Raw genomic sequence first — 17,456 nt, forward strand, 5'->3', positions numbered from 1 at the left:
TTAGCTAATTTCTTCATTCTCTCCTCCTATTCTCTTGATATTTTCCTGTAGTTGATTGAGGACTTTCTCAAAAATCAGTAATTCATCTTCATCAATGTCTGCCATCAACTGGTTGTCAATGCGTTCAAAGAAGGCCTTAACTTCTTGCATCTGAGAACGCGATTTGTCCGTCAAACGAACAAACTTGGCCCGCTTATCGACAGGACTCGCCTCCAATTCCACCAAACCATTTTGCACCATACGCTTGACCAAGTTACTCGCCACAGACTTGGTAATATTTAGTTCCTGCTCGATATCTTTAATCAAGACCAGTTTCTCTTTTTGTTCACACTGATCTAAAAAACGCAGAACCTGACCTTGTGGTCCACCCATAAATTCAATACCACAACGTTTGGCTTCCTTTTGCACCATCAAATGAATCTGGTGACCAAAACGCTTAAAAACTAACATCGGTTTGTCCATACTAACTCCTTTCTAACCATTGCATTTGGTTCTCCTGAGAACTAAATAAGTTTTCATGAGAACTATTTTACCACTTTGAAAAGAGATGTCAAGAAAAAGTTTTCATGAGAACTATTTTAGTTTAAATTGACATTAGGCAATATCTTTTTATATAATAAGCACTAACCACTGTGGATAGAAATTCATTCACTCAATGAAGGGAGAAAACTTTCAAATGAAACCAGAAGAACAAAGAGTTTTAGGAATCTTAGCAACCATTTTTGGAGCCATCGCACTTTTAGGATCCTGGATCCCGTTTATTAACTATCTATCGTTGTTCATCGGCATCGTCGCATTTATCTTGGGGATTATCGGCCTTATCATCAACATCAAAAAACGGAAAACAATGGCTATTATCGGAACATCCCTGACAGTTGCCTCTGTTGTACTTTTCTTTACGACTCAGGTACTATACGCTGATGTCTACAAAGAGTATGCCAAGGAGTTTAACCGTTCCTACATGGATACGAGTGCCTCAATGGAACGCGAAGAAGAAAGCGGCTTGACAGACGATACCTTCACCTGGACCCAAGAACAGTTCGACGCCTTAATCGAAGGTAACCTTGACAACAAAGGAAAAGGTGGTACCAACTACGAGGATATTATCAACAAACACGGAAAGCCAGATTCCGAGTTTGACTTCACTCTTGGGGGTTACGATACGAAAAAAATCACCTATATCTCCATTGGAGACAAGGTCAAGACTGTTACCTTAACTTTTGCAAAACAGGACAATGGAGAGCTCTTGCTCGTCCAAAAACATCAGTCGGTCTAGGTCTAGAAAAAGCAATCAACAAAACGATTCTGAAACCAGATTCTAAGTTCAAATATCAAAAAAACGAACAGCTAGTAAAACTGTTCGTTTTTCTATTAGAATCCATCTACGTTCGTATAAATCTTTTGTACGTCTTCGTCGTCTTCAAGAACGCTGTAAAGTTTTTCAAAGGTTTCAAGGTCATCGCCTGACAATTCTACTTCTGACTGAGGAATCATTTCCAATTCAGTCACTTGGAACTCTTCGATACCTGACTCACGAAGGGCAACGATAGCCTTATGAAGGTCAGTTGGAGCTGTGTAAACTGTGATTGCACCTTCTTCTGCTTCTACATCATCCACATCCACATCTGCTTCTAGCAATTGCTCAAAGACCGCGTCCGCATCTTCACCTGCAAATACGATAACTCCCTTGTTGTCAAAGAGGTATGAAACTGAACCTGAAGCGCCCATGTTTCCGCCATTTTTACCAAAGGCTGCACGGACATTAGCCGCTGTACGGTTGACATTTGAAGTCAAAGTATCAACAATCAGCATAGAACCATTTGGTCCAAAACCTTCGTAACGTCCTTCTGTAAAGGTTTCGTCTGTGTTTCCTTTAGCCTTGTCCAAAGCTTTATCGATAACGTGTTTTGGCACTTGGGCTTGTTTAGCACGGTCGATAACGAATTTCAAGGCTGAGTTTGATTCTGGATCTGGATCACCTTTTTTAGCTGCTACATAGATTTCTACACCAAATTTTGCATATACTTTAGAGTTAGCTCCATCTTTAGCCGTTTTCTTGGCTACGATATTGGCCCATTTACGTCCCATTAGGAATCTCCTTTTTTCACATTTTAATCTTTCTTATTATAACACAAGTTTTTTCGATTTTCACTAGAGGAAATGGATTTTATTCAGTAAATACAACTAGGATAGCACTTTAGTTGCTAAAATTTCCTTGCCTTCTTTTATCAAGGGGTGACGAAACAGTGAGAAATACAGTTGAATGGTCATGGCAACCCAGATTAAGGGTTCGCAAAGGATAACTCCCTTATATCCTGCCCAAGGGATAATCAAAACCACAAAAGCGATTTTCCCGATTAGTTCGATAAAGCTAGAAACCAGAGGAAGGATTTTTTGCCCCAAACCCTGCAAACAATTGCGATAAATCAACAAGAGACTCAAAATAGGATAAAAGGCTGAACTGATTTGCAAGTACAGACTTCCATTTTCTATCAAGTAACCATTTGTCGAACTAGCCAAGAAGGAAACCAAGGTTGGACTGGCAAAAAAGAGGAAGATACAAACAAAAACTGCCCAGGATATACTTAGACGACTGCCGATTCGAAGTCCTTGAACAATGCGGTCTGGGCTCTTAGCGCCTAAATTCTGAGAAGTAAAGGTCGTCATCGAAGCAGAAATAGCGGTCATCGGAAGAAGGGCGAAAGCCATAATGCGTCGAGCTGCCGTCTGGGCACTAATAATCACTGCACCAAAGGTATTAACAGAAGACTGTAAAATCACACTGCCGATCGATACAATTGAACTCATCAAACCCATAGCTAAACCTTGCTCCAAGAGATCAGCGTACAAAGTCTTGTTCCATTTGAAATGCTTGAGTTGAGGCAAAAGTTCTGGCACACTCTTACGGATATAATAAAAGCAGAGAACCGCTGATAAGCCTTGCGAAATGATGGTAGCAAGGCCTGCAGATTGAACTCCCAGATGCAATTGCGTAATGAAATAGAGATCCAGAACCACATTAACCAGAGCAGAGAAAATCAGAAATCCAAGCGCTGCCAGACTGTCCCCAATGGACCGCAACAAACCTGCAAAGAGATTATAGGCAAAGCTGACACCGACACAGGTCACAATCATAGAAATATATTGATAGGACTGGGGAAGAATTTCTGCAGGAGTATCTAGGTATTGCAAGAGAGGATACAAACCAAGAAATCCCAGCAGCATAACTACAACACTCAAAAGAGCACCTAAAATCCAGGTGGCTGCTACTGCCTCCTTGATTTTAGTGAAATTCCGAGCTCCATAATAACGGGCAATGACAATTCCCATGCCATTGCCAACACCAAGAGTAAATCCTACAATAAGGTCAAAAATCGCTGTCGTCGCTCCTACTGCAGCCAAGGATTCTTGACCAAGAAAACGCCCAACGATTAAGACATCAGCAGTATTATAGAGCTGTTGAAAAATATTGGACAGCAGGATTGGGAAGGCGAAGCTTAAGAGCGAGGGAAGAATCGGACCATGTATCAGGTCCACTGTTCGTTTTTTATTCATAAGGCTATTATATCAGCTTTCTAGAGGAGCGACAAGAAACAGCAAACTATAGGCAATCTGAAATATTGAACAAAGAATCGAAAAAGCAGTGGATTCCTCCACTACTTTGACAGCTTATTCTTCAATTTCGATTTCAAGTTCATCACCTAGGTCAAGTGTAACTTCTTCATTCACAGAATCTGCTTGAACTGCTTCATCTTTTTTAGTTTCAACACCTTCTACAGAAGCTTCTTCTCCATCAACCAAACCAAATTGAACACGGACTTGATGGTCAATCTCATCAAAGATTTCTGGGTGATCTGCCAAGTATTTCTTAGCATTTTCAGAACCTTGCCCAATTTTCTCATCCTTGTAAGAGTACCAAGCTCCTGCTTTTTTGATGATATCCAAATCGCTTGCGATTTTTAAGAGTTCACCAGTCTTAGAAATCCCTTCTCCGTACATGATTTCAACGAAGGCTTCCTTAAATGGTGGAGCCACCTTGTTTTTCACGACCTTGATCTTGGTTTCTTTACCGACATTGGTATCTTTTTGGTCACCAGTTCCCTTGATTTGTGTACTTCCACGAACATCCAAACGTACTGAAGCGTAGAATTTCAGAGCACGTCCACCTGGAGTTGTTTCAGGATTTCCAAACATGACCCCAACTTTTTCACGCAATTGGTTGATAAAGATAGCAATTGTTTTGGTTTTATTGATAGAAGCACCAAGTTTACGCATAGCCTGGCTCATCATACGAGCCTGCAAACCAACGTGGCTATCTCCGATATCTCCATCAATCTCCGCACGAGGGACAAGGGCAGCAACTGAGTCGACCACGACAAGATCTACAGCACCTGAGTCAATCAATTTTCCTGCAATCTCAAGACCTTGTTCTCCCGAGTCTGGTTGCGACAAGAGCAATTCGTCAATATTGACACCAAGGGCCGCAGCATAAGCTGGATCAAGGGCATGTTCCGCATCGATAAATGCAGCAATACCGCCTTCTTTTTGCGCTTGCGCAACTGCATGAAGGGCAACCGTTGTCTTACCAGATGACTCTGGTCCATAGATTTCGATGATACGTCCCTTAGGATAACCACCTGAACCAAGGGCAATATCAAGAGCCAAGGAACCGGAGCTCATCACTTGCACCTTTTGCTCTGCCCGTTCACCCAAACGCATGATTGAACCCTTACCAAAGTCTTTCTCAATCAATTTAAGAGCGTCATTCAAGGCTTTTTCACGTTCAGCCCCGAATTTTTTTGAAATTTCATCTAATTTTTTTGGTTTTTTCGCCATTCTATTCTCCTACATTCTAATGGTCCTTAGACCTATCTACTATTATATCAAAAGTTAGTCACTTAATAAAGCTTTGCGAACTAGGTTAAAGGCATGCATAACCGCAATGTGACGTACATCTGCTCGACTTCTGCCTCCAATATTGACCTTGATGACCTCAGTTCCATGCTTTTGAGCCAATCCTATAAAGACTGTCCCAGCTGGATGTCCTTCTAGGCTATCTGGTCCTGCTACTCCAGTCAAACTAATTCCAAAATCCGACTGGGTCTTGCTTCGTGCCTGCTCAGCCATCTTCTGAGCTGTAAATTCAGACACCACACCCTGTTCTTCCAAATCCTTGACAGGAATATCCAACATTTTTGATTTTTCCTCCAAGCTATAGGTCACAAAACCACCCTTAAATATACTTGAAGCTCCTGAAAAATCCGCTACATTGGCTTGGAAAAGCCCTGCCGTCAAACTCTCGGCTGCAGTGATGGTTTTCCCTTGCTTTTTCAGCTTTTCTACCACAATGCTGGCTAAACTAGTTTCTTCCCCATAACCATAACAAAGGTCTCGTAAAGAAAGGCCTTCGAAGGTCTGACGATCCAAGATTTGATTTTCCAAGATATCCAGCGCTTGATTCGCCTCTTCTTGGCTGCTAGCTTTTGTTGACAGACGCAGAGTGACTTCTCCTGTCTTAGCATAAGGGGCCAAGGTCGGATCGGTTTGATTATCAATCAAATCAGACAAAATCGTAACCAACTGACTTTCGCCAATCCCAAAGAAACGAAGAACTCGGGAATATAGCTTACTCCCTGTCATCAACTTGGGTAGAAGTTGGTTTAAGACCATGGGTTTTAATTCACTTGGTGGACCTGGAAGGACAACGTAGGTCACTCCATCGACTTCCAATATTCCTCCCACAGCCAGTCCTGTTTCGTTTGGCAGTGGAGTCGCTCCATCTACAAGTTGGGCTTGTCTTTCGTTATTCGGTGTTCGGGCATAGTCTGGTCTCTGGGCAAAAAAGACATCCAACTTCTCCTGCGCCTGAGGATCAAAGACTAATTCTTTCCCTAAAAATTTAGCCAGAGTTTGTTTGGTCAAATCGTCCTCAGTTGGCCCTAAACCACCTGTCAAAATCACTAGACTACTACGTTGACTGGCAATTTCGAGCAAAGACAAGAGACGAGCTTCATTGTCTCCTACAGCCGTCTGAAAATATACATCTACCCCAATCTCTGCTAGTTTTTCCGACAAAAACTGAGCATTGGTATTGACAATCTGTCCTGTCAAAATCTCTGTTCCAACAGCAATGATTTCTGCTTTCATGTTTCCTCCTACCTATCTATTCGTATTTTTTTGAAAAAATCGCAGGAAATTTCCCACGATTTCAACTATAAATTAGATTATTCTACATCTTCTTGATTTCTTGTACTACTAATCGTACCTGTTCCCAAACCGATACCATTTTGATTTCCGAGAACATTTTCATATAAGACTGCATTTGTCTCTAACTCTGTCACCTTCGGTTTATCAAGTGAAGTTCTCAAAAGATTCTGGATCTCTAACAAATGGTTAGCAGTTACGATTTGATAAGATGTCCCTTGCAATTCGGCGTCTTCTCCTCGTAATTGTTGAGTTTCAATCGTTTTAAACGAGTCCTGGTAACCTAACAAGCTTGGAATACTTTTCGCAGATAGATCAATATTAGTCTGCATATTGGTACTTAAGGCTTTTAGGATAGATTGATAGTGACTAACACTATTCAAGCTAAGAACTTTTTCAACAACCTTTTGAATGACTTCACGCTGACGCTTCTGACGTCCGTAGTCCCCTTCTGGATCCTGGTAGCGCATGCGAGAATAAACAAGAGCTTCATCTCCATTTAGAGTTTGTTGCCCAACACCAATAGAAATAGTATTAAATTCCTCTTGGTCACTAATAGAAATCGGGAAACCTAGCGTGTTATTGACAGTTATACCACCCACTGCATCGACTAATTGTTGTAATCCGTGCATATTGACCATAATATAGCGGTCAATATGGATGTTCATCATCTTCTGAATGGTTGAGATAGCTAATTCTGCACCTCCACCCGCATAGGCGGCATTCAGTTTCGCTTCTTCAATACTACCATCTTTATGCTGAATTTTAGTCAGGATATCACGTTCCAAACTCAACATCATGGTCTTTTTCGTGTGCGGATTAACTGTCAAAAGAATCATGGAATCACTATTTCCCTCCCAAGGGTCCGTTCGTTCTTCGTTTCCAGTATCAACCCCCATTAAAAGGATCGTTAAGGGTTCAGTAGCCTCAATAACATTGGTTTCTTCCCCAATCTTTTTATAGGTTTTTGATAAGGTTTCTGTACCTTGCTGATAAATAGTATAAGCAAAAACACCCACACCTAAAACTGTCACAGCTAGAAAAGCTAGCACCATTCCAATAATTTTTTTAACCATATTTCTATCAATCTATCAGTCTACCCATCAGGTAAACATCTATAAATTTCCCTTCTTCTATGTACGCACCGCGCTCTTGTCTACCTTCAATTACAAAGCCATGCTGTTGATATAAATGAACTGCACCCTGATTGCGAGTTTGGACAGTTAGTTGAAGTCGACGAAGAATGCCACTAGCCTGTGCCCATTCTACGACTTCTTCAAGTAACAAACTCCCCAGTCCATTATTCCAATACTTCTGACCAATCACAATAAAGAGATCTCCAATATGACGAACTCTCTTGCGTTGATCAGCTGTGATATTCACAAGACCAGCAATTTCATCATTCAGCAAGGCCAGTAAAGTGATTTGATTTTCAGAGTGAGCCTGTTTATCCAAAAACAACTCCATCTCAGTATCTGTCATCAAAATGCCATTCCTGTCCAGACTGGTAAAATCTGTTTCTACACTGACACGATTTAAAAATGATACTAATTCAGCCGCATCTTCAACTTCTGCTTCCCTAATGAGCAACTCATACTCCATGTTGAAGCTCCTCTAAAAGCTTTTCTGCACGCAAACCTTTTGCTTGAAAATTCAGTCTGCGACCCTCTTCTTCTTTTAGAATTTCCAATTCTAAATAAGTATCTGGCAAGGCATCACCTAAAAGATGCCCCCACTCGATGACAGTTACCCCACCACCAAAGAGAAACTCATCTAAATCAATAGAATCAGCATCCCCCTCTATACGATAAACATCTAGGTGGTAAAGTGGAAGACGACCTTCATACTCTCTTACGATAGTGTAGGTTGGACTCTTAATCATCTGAGAAATATGTAATCCTTTAGCAAGACCTTTTGTAAATGTCGTTTTGCCTGCTCCAAGTTCACCAGTTAAAATTAAGACATCATTCTTTTCTAATAAATAGCCCAAACGTTCACCTAAGGACTGTAACTCTTCTTCGTTTTTAGTGTACATGTTTCTATTATACCAAAAAGTTGTCCTTTGTCTAGGTATTATCTATGAATTCCATATTATAAATTGTAAAACTAGAACTATCTCTTTTTTTGTTCTTAAAATAGAAACAGTAAGAAGACAACTAACAAGATATCTCTCATCAAATGACTGTAAAATGAAACTTCCCAGCGAATGACTTTTGGCACCAACAGTCCTAGAAATAGCATCCCCAAGGCAATATAAAAGGTCATGGACAATAGCATCCAAGGATTTCTGAGAAAGATTAGAATAGCTAGTCCACTAATAAAACAGATTTCCTTCTTTCCCAAAAACTTTTTCACTCCATTTACATACTTCTGAATCGGCAGAAAAACTAACAAATCAATCCCAAATAAGAAAAAGAAACTCGGTAGAAAGGCTTCCACAAATCCTTCTACGGATGTATTTCCTGCAAGGATATGTTCTATGACAATTAAAGCTAAACCCAAAATATTTACTAAGAGCAAGAGACTATACAAGAATTGTTGCTTATCTTCCTTAAAAACTGAATAATGTTGATTTCCCTGCCCTCTATAATAGTTTAGCCCTGCACCAATACTGGCAAGAAGCAACATGCCAACTAAATAATAGAAGCAGTTTTGATTTAACATCAAGGCCCAAGTAGATAAACTTAAACAAGAACAGCTGCTAAGACCAAAAACTGTCAGCAATAACAAAACTCGAATTTGCTTTTTCATTTTTTCCATCATTCTTCCTCCATACTTGCTCTTATTATATGCTAGAAAGCCTCACCATTGCTAGAATATTTCTCAACTGTCAGTTTTCTACTCTAAAATGCAAAAAAGTTTGACGCAAGTATCCCTTACATCAAACTTTTACTATTTCTCTTCAAACCAAAGAGCAATTTCTCGCTTAGCTGACTCTTCTGAATCTGAACCATGCACAACATTTTGGATAACCTCATTTTCTCCAGCAGCTTTTGCAAAATCACCTCGAATAGTTCCTGGTAAAGCTTCTTCTGGACGAGTTGCACCCATCATAGTCCGCCAAGTTTCAATTACTTTGGGACCAGAAATGATACCTACAAGAACCGGTCCTGAAGTCATAAATTCACGAATCGGTGGGTAAAAACTTTGACCAACCAAGTCCTGATAGTGCTGATCAATTAACCCTTCTGAAACCTTTGTACGCAACTCCAATTTTTCGATTGTAAATCCACGTTGTTCGATGCGTTTCAACACCTCACCCACTAATCCTCTTTTTACACCGTCTGGTTTAATGATAAAAAATGTTTGTTCCATACCTGTCTCCTTTGTCAGCTTCTTTCTTTTATACTCTTCGAAAATCTCTTCAAACCACGTCAACGTCGCCTTACCGTAGGTATGGTTACTGACTTCGTCAGTTCTATCCACAACCTCAAAACAGTGTTTTGAGCTGACTTCGTCAGTTCTATCTACAACCTCAAAGCAGTGCTTTGAGCAACCTACGGCTAGTTTCCTAGTTTGCTCTTTGATTTTCATTGAGTATTATTTTACCACATTTCATGGAAAAACGGAGAAAGTTTTCAGAAAAATGAGAGAGCCCGAGGGCTCTCTCATTCTCTTTTATTCTACTGTTTCTTCCACAGTTTCAACGGCAGCATCCACAACTACTTCTGCTGTTTCTTCATTTCCTTCTTCCTCTACTGGAGGATTAAGGTATTCTTCTTCGTTGATAGCTTGTGGTTCAAGGTTACGGTAACGGGCCATACCAGTACCTGCTGGGATGATCTTACCGATGATAACATTTTCTTTAAGTCCAAGGAGATGGTCTTTCTTACCACGGATAGCCGCGTCAGTAAGGACACGAGTTGTTTCCTGGAAGGAAGCCGCTGACAAGAAACTGTTGGTTTCAAGTGAGGCTTTGGTAATTCCCATAAGAACTGGGCGACCTGTCGCTGGAACTCCACCTGCGATAAGGACATCTTTGTTAGCATCTGTAAAGTCATTGATATCCATAAGGGTACCCATGAGAAGGTCTGTATCTCCTGGATCCATGACACGGACTTTACGGATCATTTGACGAACCATTACCTCGATGTGTTTGTCACCGATTTCTACCCCTTGGCTACGGTAAACTTTTTGTACTTCACCGAGAAGGTAAGTTTCAACTGACAAGACATCACGAACTGCAAGGAGACGTTTTGGTTGGATAGAGCCTTCTGTCAGAGCAGCACCACGCGCTACTTGGTCTCCAACTTCAACACGCATACGAGCTGTAAATGGAACAACATATTCACCTTCGCCAGTTTCACCCTTAACAAAGACTTTCTTAGTACGAGTTGAGGCATCTTCTTCGATAGCGGTAACTTGTCCTTTAACCTCTGTGATAACCGCTTCCCCTTTAGGATTGCGGGCTTCAAAGATTTCTTGGACACGAGGAAGACCCTGAGTGATATCGGTATTTGAGGCAACCCCACCCGTGTGGAAGGTACGCATTGTAAGCTGTGTACCAGGTTCCCCGATAGATTGGGCAGCGATTGTACCGACTGCTTCACCAACTTCAACCGCATCACCAGTCGCCAAGTTGATACCATAACAGTGACGGCAGACACCATGACGAGTGTTACATGTAAATACAGAGCGGATAGTCACTTCTTCCACACCAGCATTCACAATTTCACGCGCCTTGTCTTCTGTAATCAATTCATTTGGACCGATAATCACTGCACCAGTTTCTGGATGTTTAACAGTTTTCTTAGTGTAACGACCATTGAGACGCTCTTCGAGAGACTCGATCATCTCCTTTCCTTCTGCAATAGAGCGGATCAAGAGACCACGGTCAGTTCCACAGTCGTCCTCACGGATGATAACATCTTGGGCAACGTCAACCAAACGACGAGTCAAATAACCTGAGTCAGCTGTCTTAAGGGCCGTATCGGTCATACCTTTACGCGCACCGTGAGTTGAGAAGAACATTTCGAGTACTGACAGACCTTCGCGGAAGTTTGAAAGGATTGGCAATTCCATGATACGTCCGTTAGGAGCAGCCATCAGACCACGCATACCGGCAAGCTGTGAGAAGTTTGAGATATTACCACGGGCTCCAGAGTCCATCATCATAACGATTGGGTTCTTAGGATCTTGGTTGGCAATCAAGCGTTTCTCAAGTTTTTCACGGGCAGCACGCCATTCAGCTGTAACGGCATTGTAACGCTCGTCGTCTGTGATCATACCGCGACGGAATTGTTTGGTGATTTGTTCTACACGTTTGTGTGATTCTTCAATGATTTCAGCTTTGTCATCAACGACTGGGATATCGGCAATCCCCACTGTCAATCCTGCAAGAGTTGAGTGGTGGTAACCGAGGTTCTTCATACGGTCAAGTAGGGCAGAAGTTTCTGTCGTACGGAAACGTTTGAAGATTTCAGCGATGATATTTCCAAGATTTTTCTTCTTGAATGGAGGGTTAAGTTCAAGATTGCTGATAGCTTCCTTGATATCTCCACCAAGTGGCAAGAAGTATTTAGCTGGAACGCCTTCTGTCAAGTTGGCATTGTTTGGTTCTTGCAAGTATGGTAGACCCTCTGGCATGATGTCGTTGAAGAGAATTTTACCAACTGTTGTAAGCAAGACCTTGTGTTTTTGCTCTTCTGTCCATGGTTTGTTGAGGCTATCTGTTGCGATACCAACACGTGAGTGAAGGTGAACATAACCATTACGGTAAGCCATAACCGCTTCGTCACGGTCTTTGAAGACCATTCCTTCACCTTCACGACCAGCTTCTTCCATAGTCAAGTAGTAGTTACCCAAAACCATGTCCTGAGATGGAGTAACAACTGGTTTACCATCTTTCGGATTCAAGATGTGCTCAGCAGCTAGCATGAGGATACGAGCTTCTGCTTGGGCTTCTTCTGAAAGCGGTACGTGGATGGCCATTTGGTCCCCGTCAAAGTCGGCATTGTAGGCTTCACAGACAAGTGGGTGCAAGCGAAGAGCCTTACCATCAATCAAGACTGGCTCGAAGGCTTGGATACCCAAACGGTGAAGGGTCGGTGCGCGGTTCAAAAGTACTGGGTGTTCTTTAATCACTTCTTCAAGGATATCCCAGATACGCTCATCTCCACGTTCCACCAAGCGTTTAGCTGCTTTGACGTTTTGCACGATATCACGGGCAACGATTTCACGCATCACGAATGGTTTAAAGAGCTCGATCGCCATTTCACGTGGCACACCACATTGGTACATCTTAAGAGTTGGACCAACGGCGATAACGGAACGTCCTGAGAAGTCAACACGTTTACCGAGCAAGTTTTGACGGAAGCGTCCTTGTTTACCTTTAAGCATGTGACTCAATGATTTAAGTGGACGGCTACCTGGTCCTGTGATTGGACGACCACGACGACCATTGTCAATCAAAGCGTCAACCGCTTCTTGAAGCATACGCTTCTCATTTTGAACGATGATACCTGGTGCATTCAACTCAAGCAAGCGAGCCAAACGGTTGTTACGGTTGATAACACGGCGGTAAAGGTCGTTCAAGTCAGATGAGGCAAAACGGCCACCATCCAACTGCAACATTGGACGAAGATCTGGTGGAATAACTGGAAGGATGTTGAGAATCATCCATTCCGGTTTGTTTCCAGATTTGTAAAAGGCATCCAAAACATCCAAACGACGGATGGCTTTAACACGTTTTTGTCCAGTAGCTGTTTTTAACTCTTCTTTGAGTTCAGCAATTTCTTTTTCAAGATCTACTTGTTTCAAAAGGTCTTGGATAGCTTCGGCACCCATCTTGGCAACGAATGATCCATAACCATACTCACGCAAGCGCTCACGGTATTCGCGCTCTGTCATGATAGACTTGTGCTCAAGTGGTGTATCCTTAGGATCAATCACCACATAAGCCGCAAAGTAGATAACTTCCTCGAGGGCACGAGGGCTCATATCAAGGGTCAAGCCCATACGGCTTGGAATCCCCTTGAAGTACCAGATGTGAGATACAGGAGCTTTCAACTCGATGTGCCCCATACGCTCACGACGAACTTTTGTACGCGTTACTTCAACCCCACAACGGTCACAAACAATCCCTCTATAACGAATGCGTTTGTACTTACCACAAGCACATTCCCAGTCTTTTGTAGGACCAAAGATAACTTCATCAAAGAGTCCTTCACGTTCTGGTTTCAAAGTACGGTAATTGATTGTTTCAGGTTTTTTGACTTCTCCATAAGACCATGAACGGACTTTGCTTGGAGAAGCTAGGGTGATTTGCATACTTTTAAAACGATTTACATCAACCACTATTTCTTCCCTTTCTATTCTAAGTGAACTGCTTATTCTTATTCAGCAGCTTCTTCTGTTGCTTCCGCTTTTGTTGCTTTCTCAGCTTCTTCAGCTTCAAAGGCTGCTTTAGCCTCTTGTGCTGCTTTTTCGCGGGCTTTTTCAAGGTCATCTACGTGGATGACATCTTCGTCCATTCCTTCATCCAAGTCGCGAAGTTCCACTTCTTGGTCATCTTCGTCTAGGACACGCATGTCAAGACCAAGAGATTGCAATTCTTTGACAAGAACTCGGAAGGATTCTGGAACACCTGGTTTTGGAATTGGTTTTCCTTTTGTAATGGCTTCATAAGCTTTCAAACGTCCGTTGATATCGTCAGACTTGTAAGTCAAGATTTCTTGGAGGACATTTGAGGCACCGTAGGCTTCAAGAGCCCAAACCTCCATCTCACCGAAACGTTGTCCACCAAACTGAGCTTTACCTCCGAGTGGTTGTTGGGTAACGGTTGAGTAAGGTCCGACTGAACGCGCGTGCAATTTATCATCAACCATGTGGTGGAGTTTGATCATGTACATGACTCCGACAGAAACACGGTTATCAAATGGTTCACCAGTACGTCCATCGTAAAGGATCGTTTTGGCATCGCTATCCATACCTGCTTCTTTAACAGTTGACCAAAGGTCTTCTGAACTTGCTCCGTCAAAGACTGGTGTTGCGATGTGAATACCAAGAGTACGAGCAGCCATACCAAGGTGAAGCTCCATAACCTGACCGATATTCATACGTGATGGCACCCCAAGTGGGTTCAACATGATATCGACTGGAGTTCCGTCTGGAAGATAAGGCATGTCTTCTACAGGAACGATACGAGAGACAACCCCTTTATTTCCGTGACGTCCGGCCATCTTATCTCCAACCTTGATCTTACGTTTTTGAGCGATGTAGACGCGAACCAGCATATTAACACCTGATTGCAATTCATCTCCATTTGCACGTGTAAAGATCTTAACATCACGAACGACACCATCAGCACCGTGTGGTACACGAAGAGAAGTATCACGCACTTCACGAGATTTATCTCCGAAGATAGCGTGCAAGAGACGTTCTTCAGCTGAAAGGTCTTTCTCACCCTTAGGTGTTACTTTACCTACAAGGATATCACCTTCTTTAACCTCAGCACCGATACGGATAATACCCATTTCGTCAAGGTCTTTAAGAGCGTCTTCCCCAACATTTGGAATTTCGCGAGTAATTTCTTCAGGCCCAAGCTTTGTATCGCGCGTTTCTGATTCGTATTCTTCAAGGTGGACAGATGTGTAGACATCATCTTTCACCAAGCGTTCGCTCATGATAACGGCATCCTCGAAGTTGTAACCTTCCCAAGTCATGTAGGCAACGATTGGGTTTTGTCCAAGCGCCATTTCTCCATTTTCCATAGAAGGGCCGTCAGCGATGAAATCGCCTTTTTCAACGACATCGCCAACTTTTACGAGAGTGCGTTGGTTGTAAGCAGTACCTGAGTTTGAACGACGGAATTTTTGGATGTGGTAAACGTCCAATGAACCATCTTCACGACGAACTTCTACCTTGTCAGCATCTGCATAGGTAACTTTACCGTCATACTGAGCAATCACAGCAGCTCCTGAATCGTGGGCTGCTTGGTATTCCATACCAGTACCAACGTAAGGTGCTTTAGGATTAATCAATGGTACAGCCTGACGTTGCATGTTGGCTCCCATGAGGGCACGGTTGGAGTCATCGTTTTCCAAGAAAGGAATACATGCTGTCGCAACGGCAACTACCTGTTTTGGTGATACGTCCATGTAGTCAACAACATTAGCTGGATACTCTTGGTTGACCCCTTGGTGACGACCCATGACAACTTTCTCAGCAAATGTTCCATCTTCATTCAGACGAGAATTAGCCTGTGCTACAGTAAATTCATCTTCTTCATCGGCTGTCAACCAAACGATTTCGTTCGTAACAACACCTGTTTCACGGTCAACTTTACGGTATGGTGTTTGAACAAAACCATATTTGTTCAAGTGTCCGTAAGATGACAAGTTATTGATCAAACCGATATTAGGTCCTTCAGGTGTCTCGATTGGACACATACGACCGTAGTGAGTGTAGTGCACGTCACGTACTTCATATCCAGCACGGTCACGTGTCAAACCACCAGGCCCCAAGGCTGACAAACGGCGTTTGTGAGACAACTCAGAAAGTGGGTTGTGTTGGTCCATGAACTGTGACAACTGTGATGAACCAAAGAATTCTTTAACCGCAGCTGTTACAGGACGGATATTGATAATTTGTTGCGGTGTCAAGACTTCGTTGTCTTGAACAGACATCCGTTCACGGACATTACGTTCCATACGAGAAAGTCCAAGACGTACTTGGTTAGCAAGCAATTCACCAACCGCACGGATACGACGGTTTCCAAGGTGGTCGATGTCATCTACACGGCCAAGCCCTTCAGCCAAGTTGAGGAAGTAGCTCATCTCGGCAAGAATATCTGCAGGAGTGACGATACGAACCTTGTCATCTGGATTAGCATTACCAATAATAGTTACAACACGGTCTGGATCAGTTGGAGCAACAACCTTGAATTTTTGAAGAACAACTGGCTCAGTCACAACGGCTGCATCATTTGGAATGTAGACAATCTTGTTCAAGTCGCCATCCAAATAGCTTTCAATACTTTCAATCACGCTACGAGTCATGACTGTTCCAGCTTCTACCAAGATTTCGCCTGTTTCAGGGTCTACCAATGGCTCAGCAATAGTTTGGTTAAGCAAACGTGTTTTAACATTGAGTTTTTTATTGATTTTGTAACGACCGACAGCTGCCAAGTCATAACGACGTGGGTCAAAGAAACGAGCTACAAGCAAGCTACGTGAGCTTTCAGCAGTCTTAGGCTCACCTGGACGAAGGCGTTCGTAAATTTCTTTCAAAGCTTCGTCGGTACGAGAGTCCATTGGATTCTTGTGGATATCTTTTTCAACAGTGTTGCGAACCAATTCGCTATCACCAAAGATATCAAAGATTTCATCATCACCTGAGAAACCAAGCGCACGAACCAATGTTGTAAATGGAATCTTACGAGTACGGTCGATACGAGTGTAGGCAATATCTTTTGAGTCGCTTTCAAGTTCCAACCAAGCTCCACGGTTAGGGATAACAGTTGACCCGTACCCCACTTTACCGTTTTTATCAACTTTATCGTTAAAGTAAACACCTGGTGAGCGGACCAACTGAGATACGATGATACGTTCACCACCATTGATGATGAAAGTACCCATTTCAGTCATGATTGGGAAATCACCAAAGAAAACTTCTTGGGTTTTGATTTCGCCTGTTTCTTTATTGATCAAGCGGAAGGTTACAAAAATTGGTGCTGAGTAGCTAGCATCGTGGATACGAGCTTCTTCTAGCGTGTATTTTGGTTCCTTGATTTCATATCCAACAAATTCCAACTCCATTGTGTCTGTGAAGTTTGAAATTGGCAATACATCTTCAAATACTTCCTTAAGACCATGGTCTAGGAAATCTTTGAATGAGTCAGTTTGAATTTCAATCAAATTTGGTAAGTCAAGAACTTCTTTGATTCTTGAAAAACTACGACGGGTACGATGTTTCCCGTATTGAACGTCATGTCCTGCCAAGATGATTCTCCTTTGTAAATAAGTTCCAAGCCTTGTCAATCAGGCTTTTCTAATCGTCATATGGTTTTAAAAACCCCTATCACCGTGTCCTCTTGATAAATTTTCAGAATCTTTAAGTCTTTGTTACAAGCACTCAAAATCCTGAAAAAAAGCACAAAAAGAGCAGCTAAATCTGACTTCTTCAGAAGATTTAACTGCTGTGAGCCTTGTCTGGACAATATTTCAGACAAAACCTACGACAAATGATTATTCATATTATACCCTATTTAGCTAGATTTTTCAAGGGGATTAACGATTTTTTGACAAAATCTT

The 17,456-nt window shown here is 42.3% G+C and carries 12 protein-coding genes and 1 pseudogene; 1 reads left to right on the plus strand and 12 read right to left on the minus strand.

Features of this window, described 5'->3' with window-relative positions; genetic code table 11:
- The gene (locus OCF95_RS03475) at positions 1-462 is read right to left on the minus strand and encodes a MarR family winged helix-turn-helix transcriptional regulator (RefSeq protein WP_004256759.1); all 462 of its coding nucleotides are present in this window, start codon (positions 460-462) and stop codon (positions 1-3) included.
- Between the two features lie 214 nt (positions 463-676).
- Between OCF95_RS03475 and OCF95_RS03480 the strand changes: the two are divergent.
- Positions 677-1,322, plus strand: a pseudogene (locus tag OCF95_RS03480) (CD20-like domain-containing protein).
- Positions 1,323-1,371: 49 nt separating this feature from the next.
- Here the strand turns inward: OCF95_RS03480 and OCF95_RS03485 are convergent.
- The 11 genes from OCF95_RS03485 to rpoB all read right to left on the minus strand — a co-directional run bounded on the left by OCF95_RS03485 (position 1,372) and on the right by rpoB (position 17,144).
- The gene (locus OCF95_RS03485) at positions 1,372-2,088 is read right to left on the minus strand and encodes a YebC/PmpR family DNA-binding transcriptional regulator (protein WP_050261824.1); all 717 of its coding nucleotides are present in this window, start codon (positions 2,086-2,088) and stop codon (positions 1,372-1,374) included.
- A 96-nt stretch (positions 2,089-2,184) separates the two neighbouring features.
- On the minus strand, positions 2,185-3,555 hold the full coding sequence (locus tag OCF95_RS03490) for an MATE family efflux transporter (RefSeq protein ID WP_261104912.1): 1,371 nt from the start codon (positions 3,553-3,555) through the stop codon (positions 2,185-2,187).
- A 114-nt stretch (positions 3,556-3,669) separates the two neighbouring features.
- A complete protein-coding gene (gene recA, locus OCF95_RS03495; protein ID WP_084890945.1) occupies positions 3,670-4,836 on the minus strand; it encodes a recombinase RecA in 1,167 nt (388 codons plus the stop codon).
- Positions 4,837-4,890: 54 nt separating this feature from the next.
- Positions 4,891-6,147: a competence/damage-inducible protein A gene (locus tag OCF95_RS03500; RefSeq protein WP_261104913.1), complete on the minus strand. Its 1,257-nt coding sequence runs from the start codon at positions 6,145-6,147 to the stop codon at positions 4,891-4,893.
- A 77-nt stretch (positions 6,148-6,224) separates the two neighbouring features.
- Complete coding sequence (lytR, locus tag OCF95_RS03505) at positions 6,225-7,280, minus strand: glycopolymer--peptidoglycan transferase LytR (RefSeq protein WP_020902719.1); 1,056 nt, start codon at positions 7,278-7,280, stop codon at positions 6,225-6,227.
- Between the two features lie 7 nt (positions 7,281-7,287).
- Complete coding sequence (locus tag OCF95_RS03510) at positions 7,288-7,806, minus strand: GNAT family N-acetyltransferase (protein ID WP_000455549.1); 519 nt, start codon at positions 7,804-7,806, stop codon at positions 7,288-7,290.
- Complete coding sequence (gene tsaE / locus OCF95_RS03515) at positions 7,796-8,239, minus strand: tRNA (adenosine(37)-N6)-threonylcarbamoyltransferase complex ATPase subunit type 1 TsaE (protein WP_000288249.1); 444 nt, start codon at positions 8,237-8,239, stop codon at positions 7,796-7,798. Before tsaE ends, OCF95_RS03510 begins: the two co-directional genes overlap by 11 nt.
- Positions 8,240-8,334: 95 nt before the next feature.
- The gene (locus OCF95_RS03520; RefSeq protein WP_004239116.1) at positions 8,335-8,964 is read right to left on the minus strand and encodes a hypothetical protein; all 630 of its coding nucleotides are present in this window, start codon (positions 8,962-8,964) and stop codon (positions 8,335-8,337) included.
- A gap of 132 nt (positions 8,965-9,096) precedes the next feature.
- Positions 9,097-9,519 carry a nucleoside-diphosphate kinase gene (ndk, locus tag OCF95_RS03525; RefSeq protein ID WP_004239114.1) on the minus strand — a complete coding sequence of 141 codons (423 nt, stop codon included), beginning with the start codon at positions 9,517-9,519 and terminating at the stop codon, positions 9,097-9,099.
- A gap of 303 nt (positions 9,520-9,822) precedes the next feature.
- The gene (gene rpoC, locus OCF95_RS03530) at positions 9,823-13,500 is read right to left on the minus strand and encodes a DNA-directed RNA polymerase subunit beta' (protein WP_185760937.1); all 3,678 of its coding nucleotides are present in this window, start codon (positions 13,498-13,500) and stop codon (positions 9,823-9,825) included.
- A gap of 38 nt (positions 13,501-13,538) precedes the next feature.
- Positions 13,539-17,144 (minus strand): DNA-directed RNA polymerase subunit beta, encoded by a 3,606-nt coding sequence (gene rpoB / locus OCF95_RS03535; protein ID WP_261037463.1) that lies wholly within the window; start codon positions 17,142-17,144, stop codon positions 13,539-13,541.
- Positions 17,145-17,456: the final 312 nt, after the last annotated feature.

This window comes from Streptococcus mitis (assembly GCF_946188615.1).
GTDB lineage: Bacteria > Bacillota > Bacilli > Lactobacillales > Streptococcaceae > Streptococcus > Streptococcus mitis_BZ.

Excerpts from the sequence above, each read along its gene's own strand:
- OCF95_RS03500 (WP_261104913.1), bottom strand. The coding sequence starts at position 6,147 with ATGAAAGCAGAAATCATTGCTGTTGGAACAGAGATTTTGACAGGACAG.
- lytR (WP_020902719.1), bottom strand. The coding sequence starts at position 7,280 with ATGGTTAAAAAAATTATTGGAATGGTGCTAGCTTTTCTAGCTGTGACA.
- recA (WP_084890945.1), bottom strand. The coding sequence starts at position 4,836 with ATGGCGAAAAAACCAAAAAAATTAGATGAAATTTCAAAAAAATTCGGG.
- ndk (WP_004239114.1), bottom strand. The coding sequence starts at position 9,519 with ATGGAACAAACATTTTTTATCATTAAACCAGACGGTGTAAAAAGAGGA.
- OCF95_RS03475 (WP_004256759.1), bottom strand. The coding sequence starts at position 462 with ATGGACAAACCGATGTTAGTTTTTAAGCGTTTTGGTCACCAGATTCAT.
- OCF95_RS03520 (WP_004239116.1), bottom strand. The coding sequence starts at position 8,964 with ATGGAAAAAATGAAAAAGCAAATTCGAGTTTTGTTATTGCTGACAGTT.
- OCF95_RS03510 (WP_000455549.1), bottom strand. The coding sequence starts at position 7,806 with ATGGAGTATGAGTTGCTCATTAGGGAAGCAGAAGTTGAAGATGCGGCT.
- OCF95_RS03490 (WP_261104912.1), bottom strand. The coding sequence starts at position 3,555 with ATGAATAAAAAACGAACAGTGGACCTGATACATGGTCCGATTCTTCCC.
- tsaE (WP_000288249.1), bottom strand. The coding sequence starts at position 8,239 with ATGTACACTAAAAACGAAGAAGAGTTACAGTCCTTAGGTGAACGTTTG.
- OCF95_RS03485 (WP_050261824.1), bottom strand. The coding sequence starts at position 2,088 with ATGGGACGTAAATGGGCCAATATCGTAGCCAAGAAAACGGCTAAAGAT.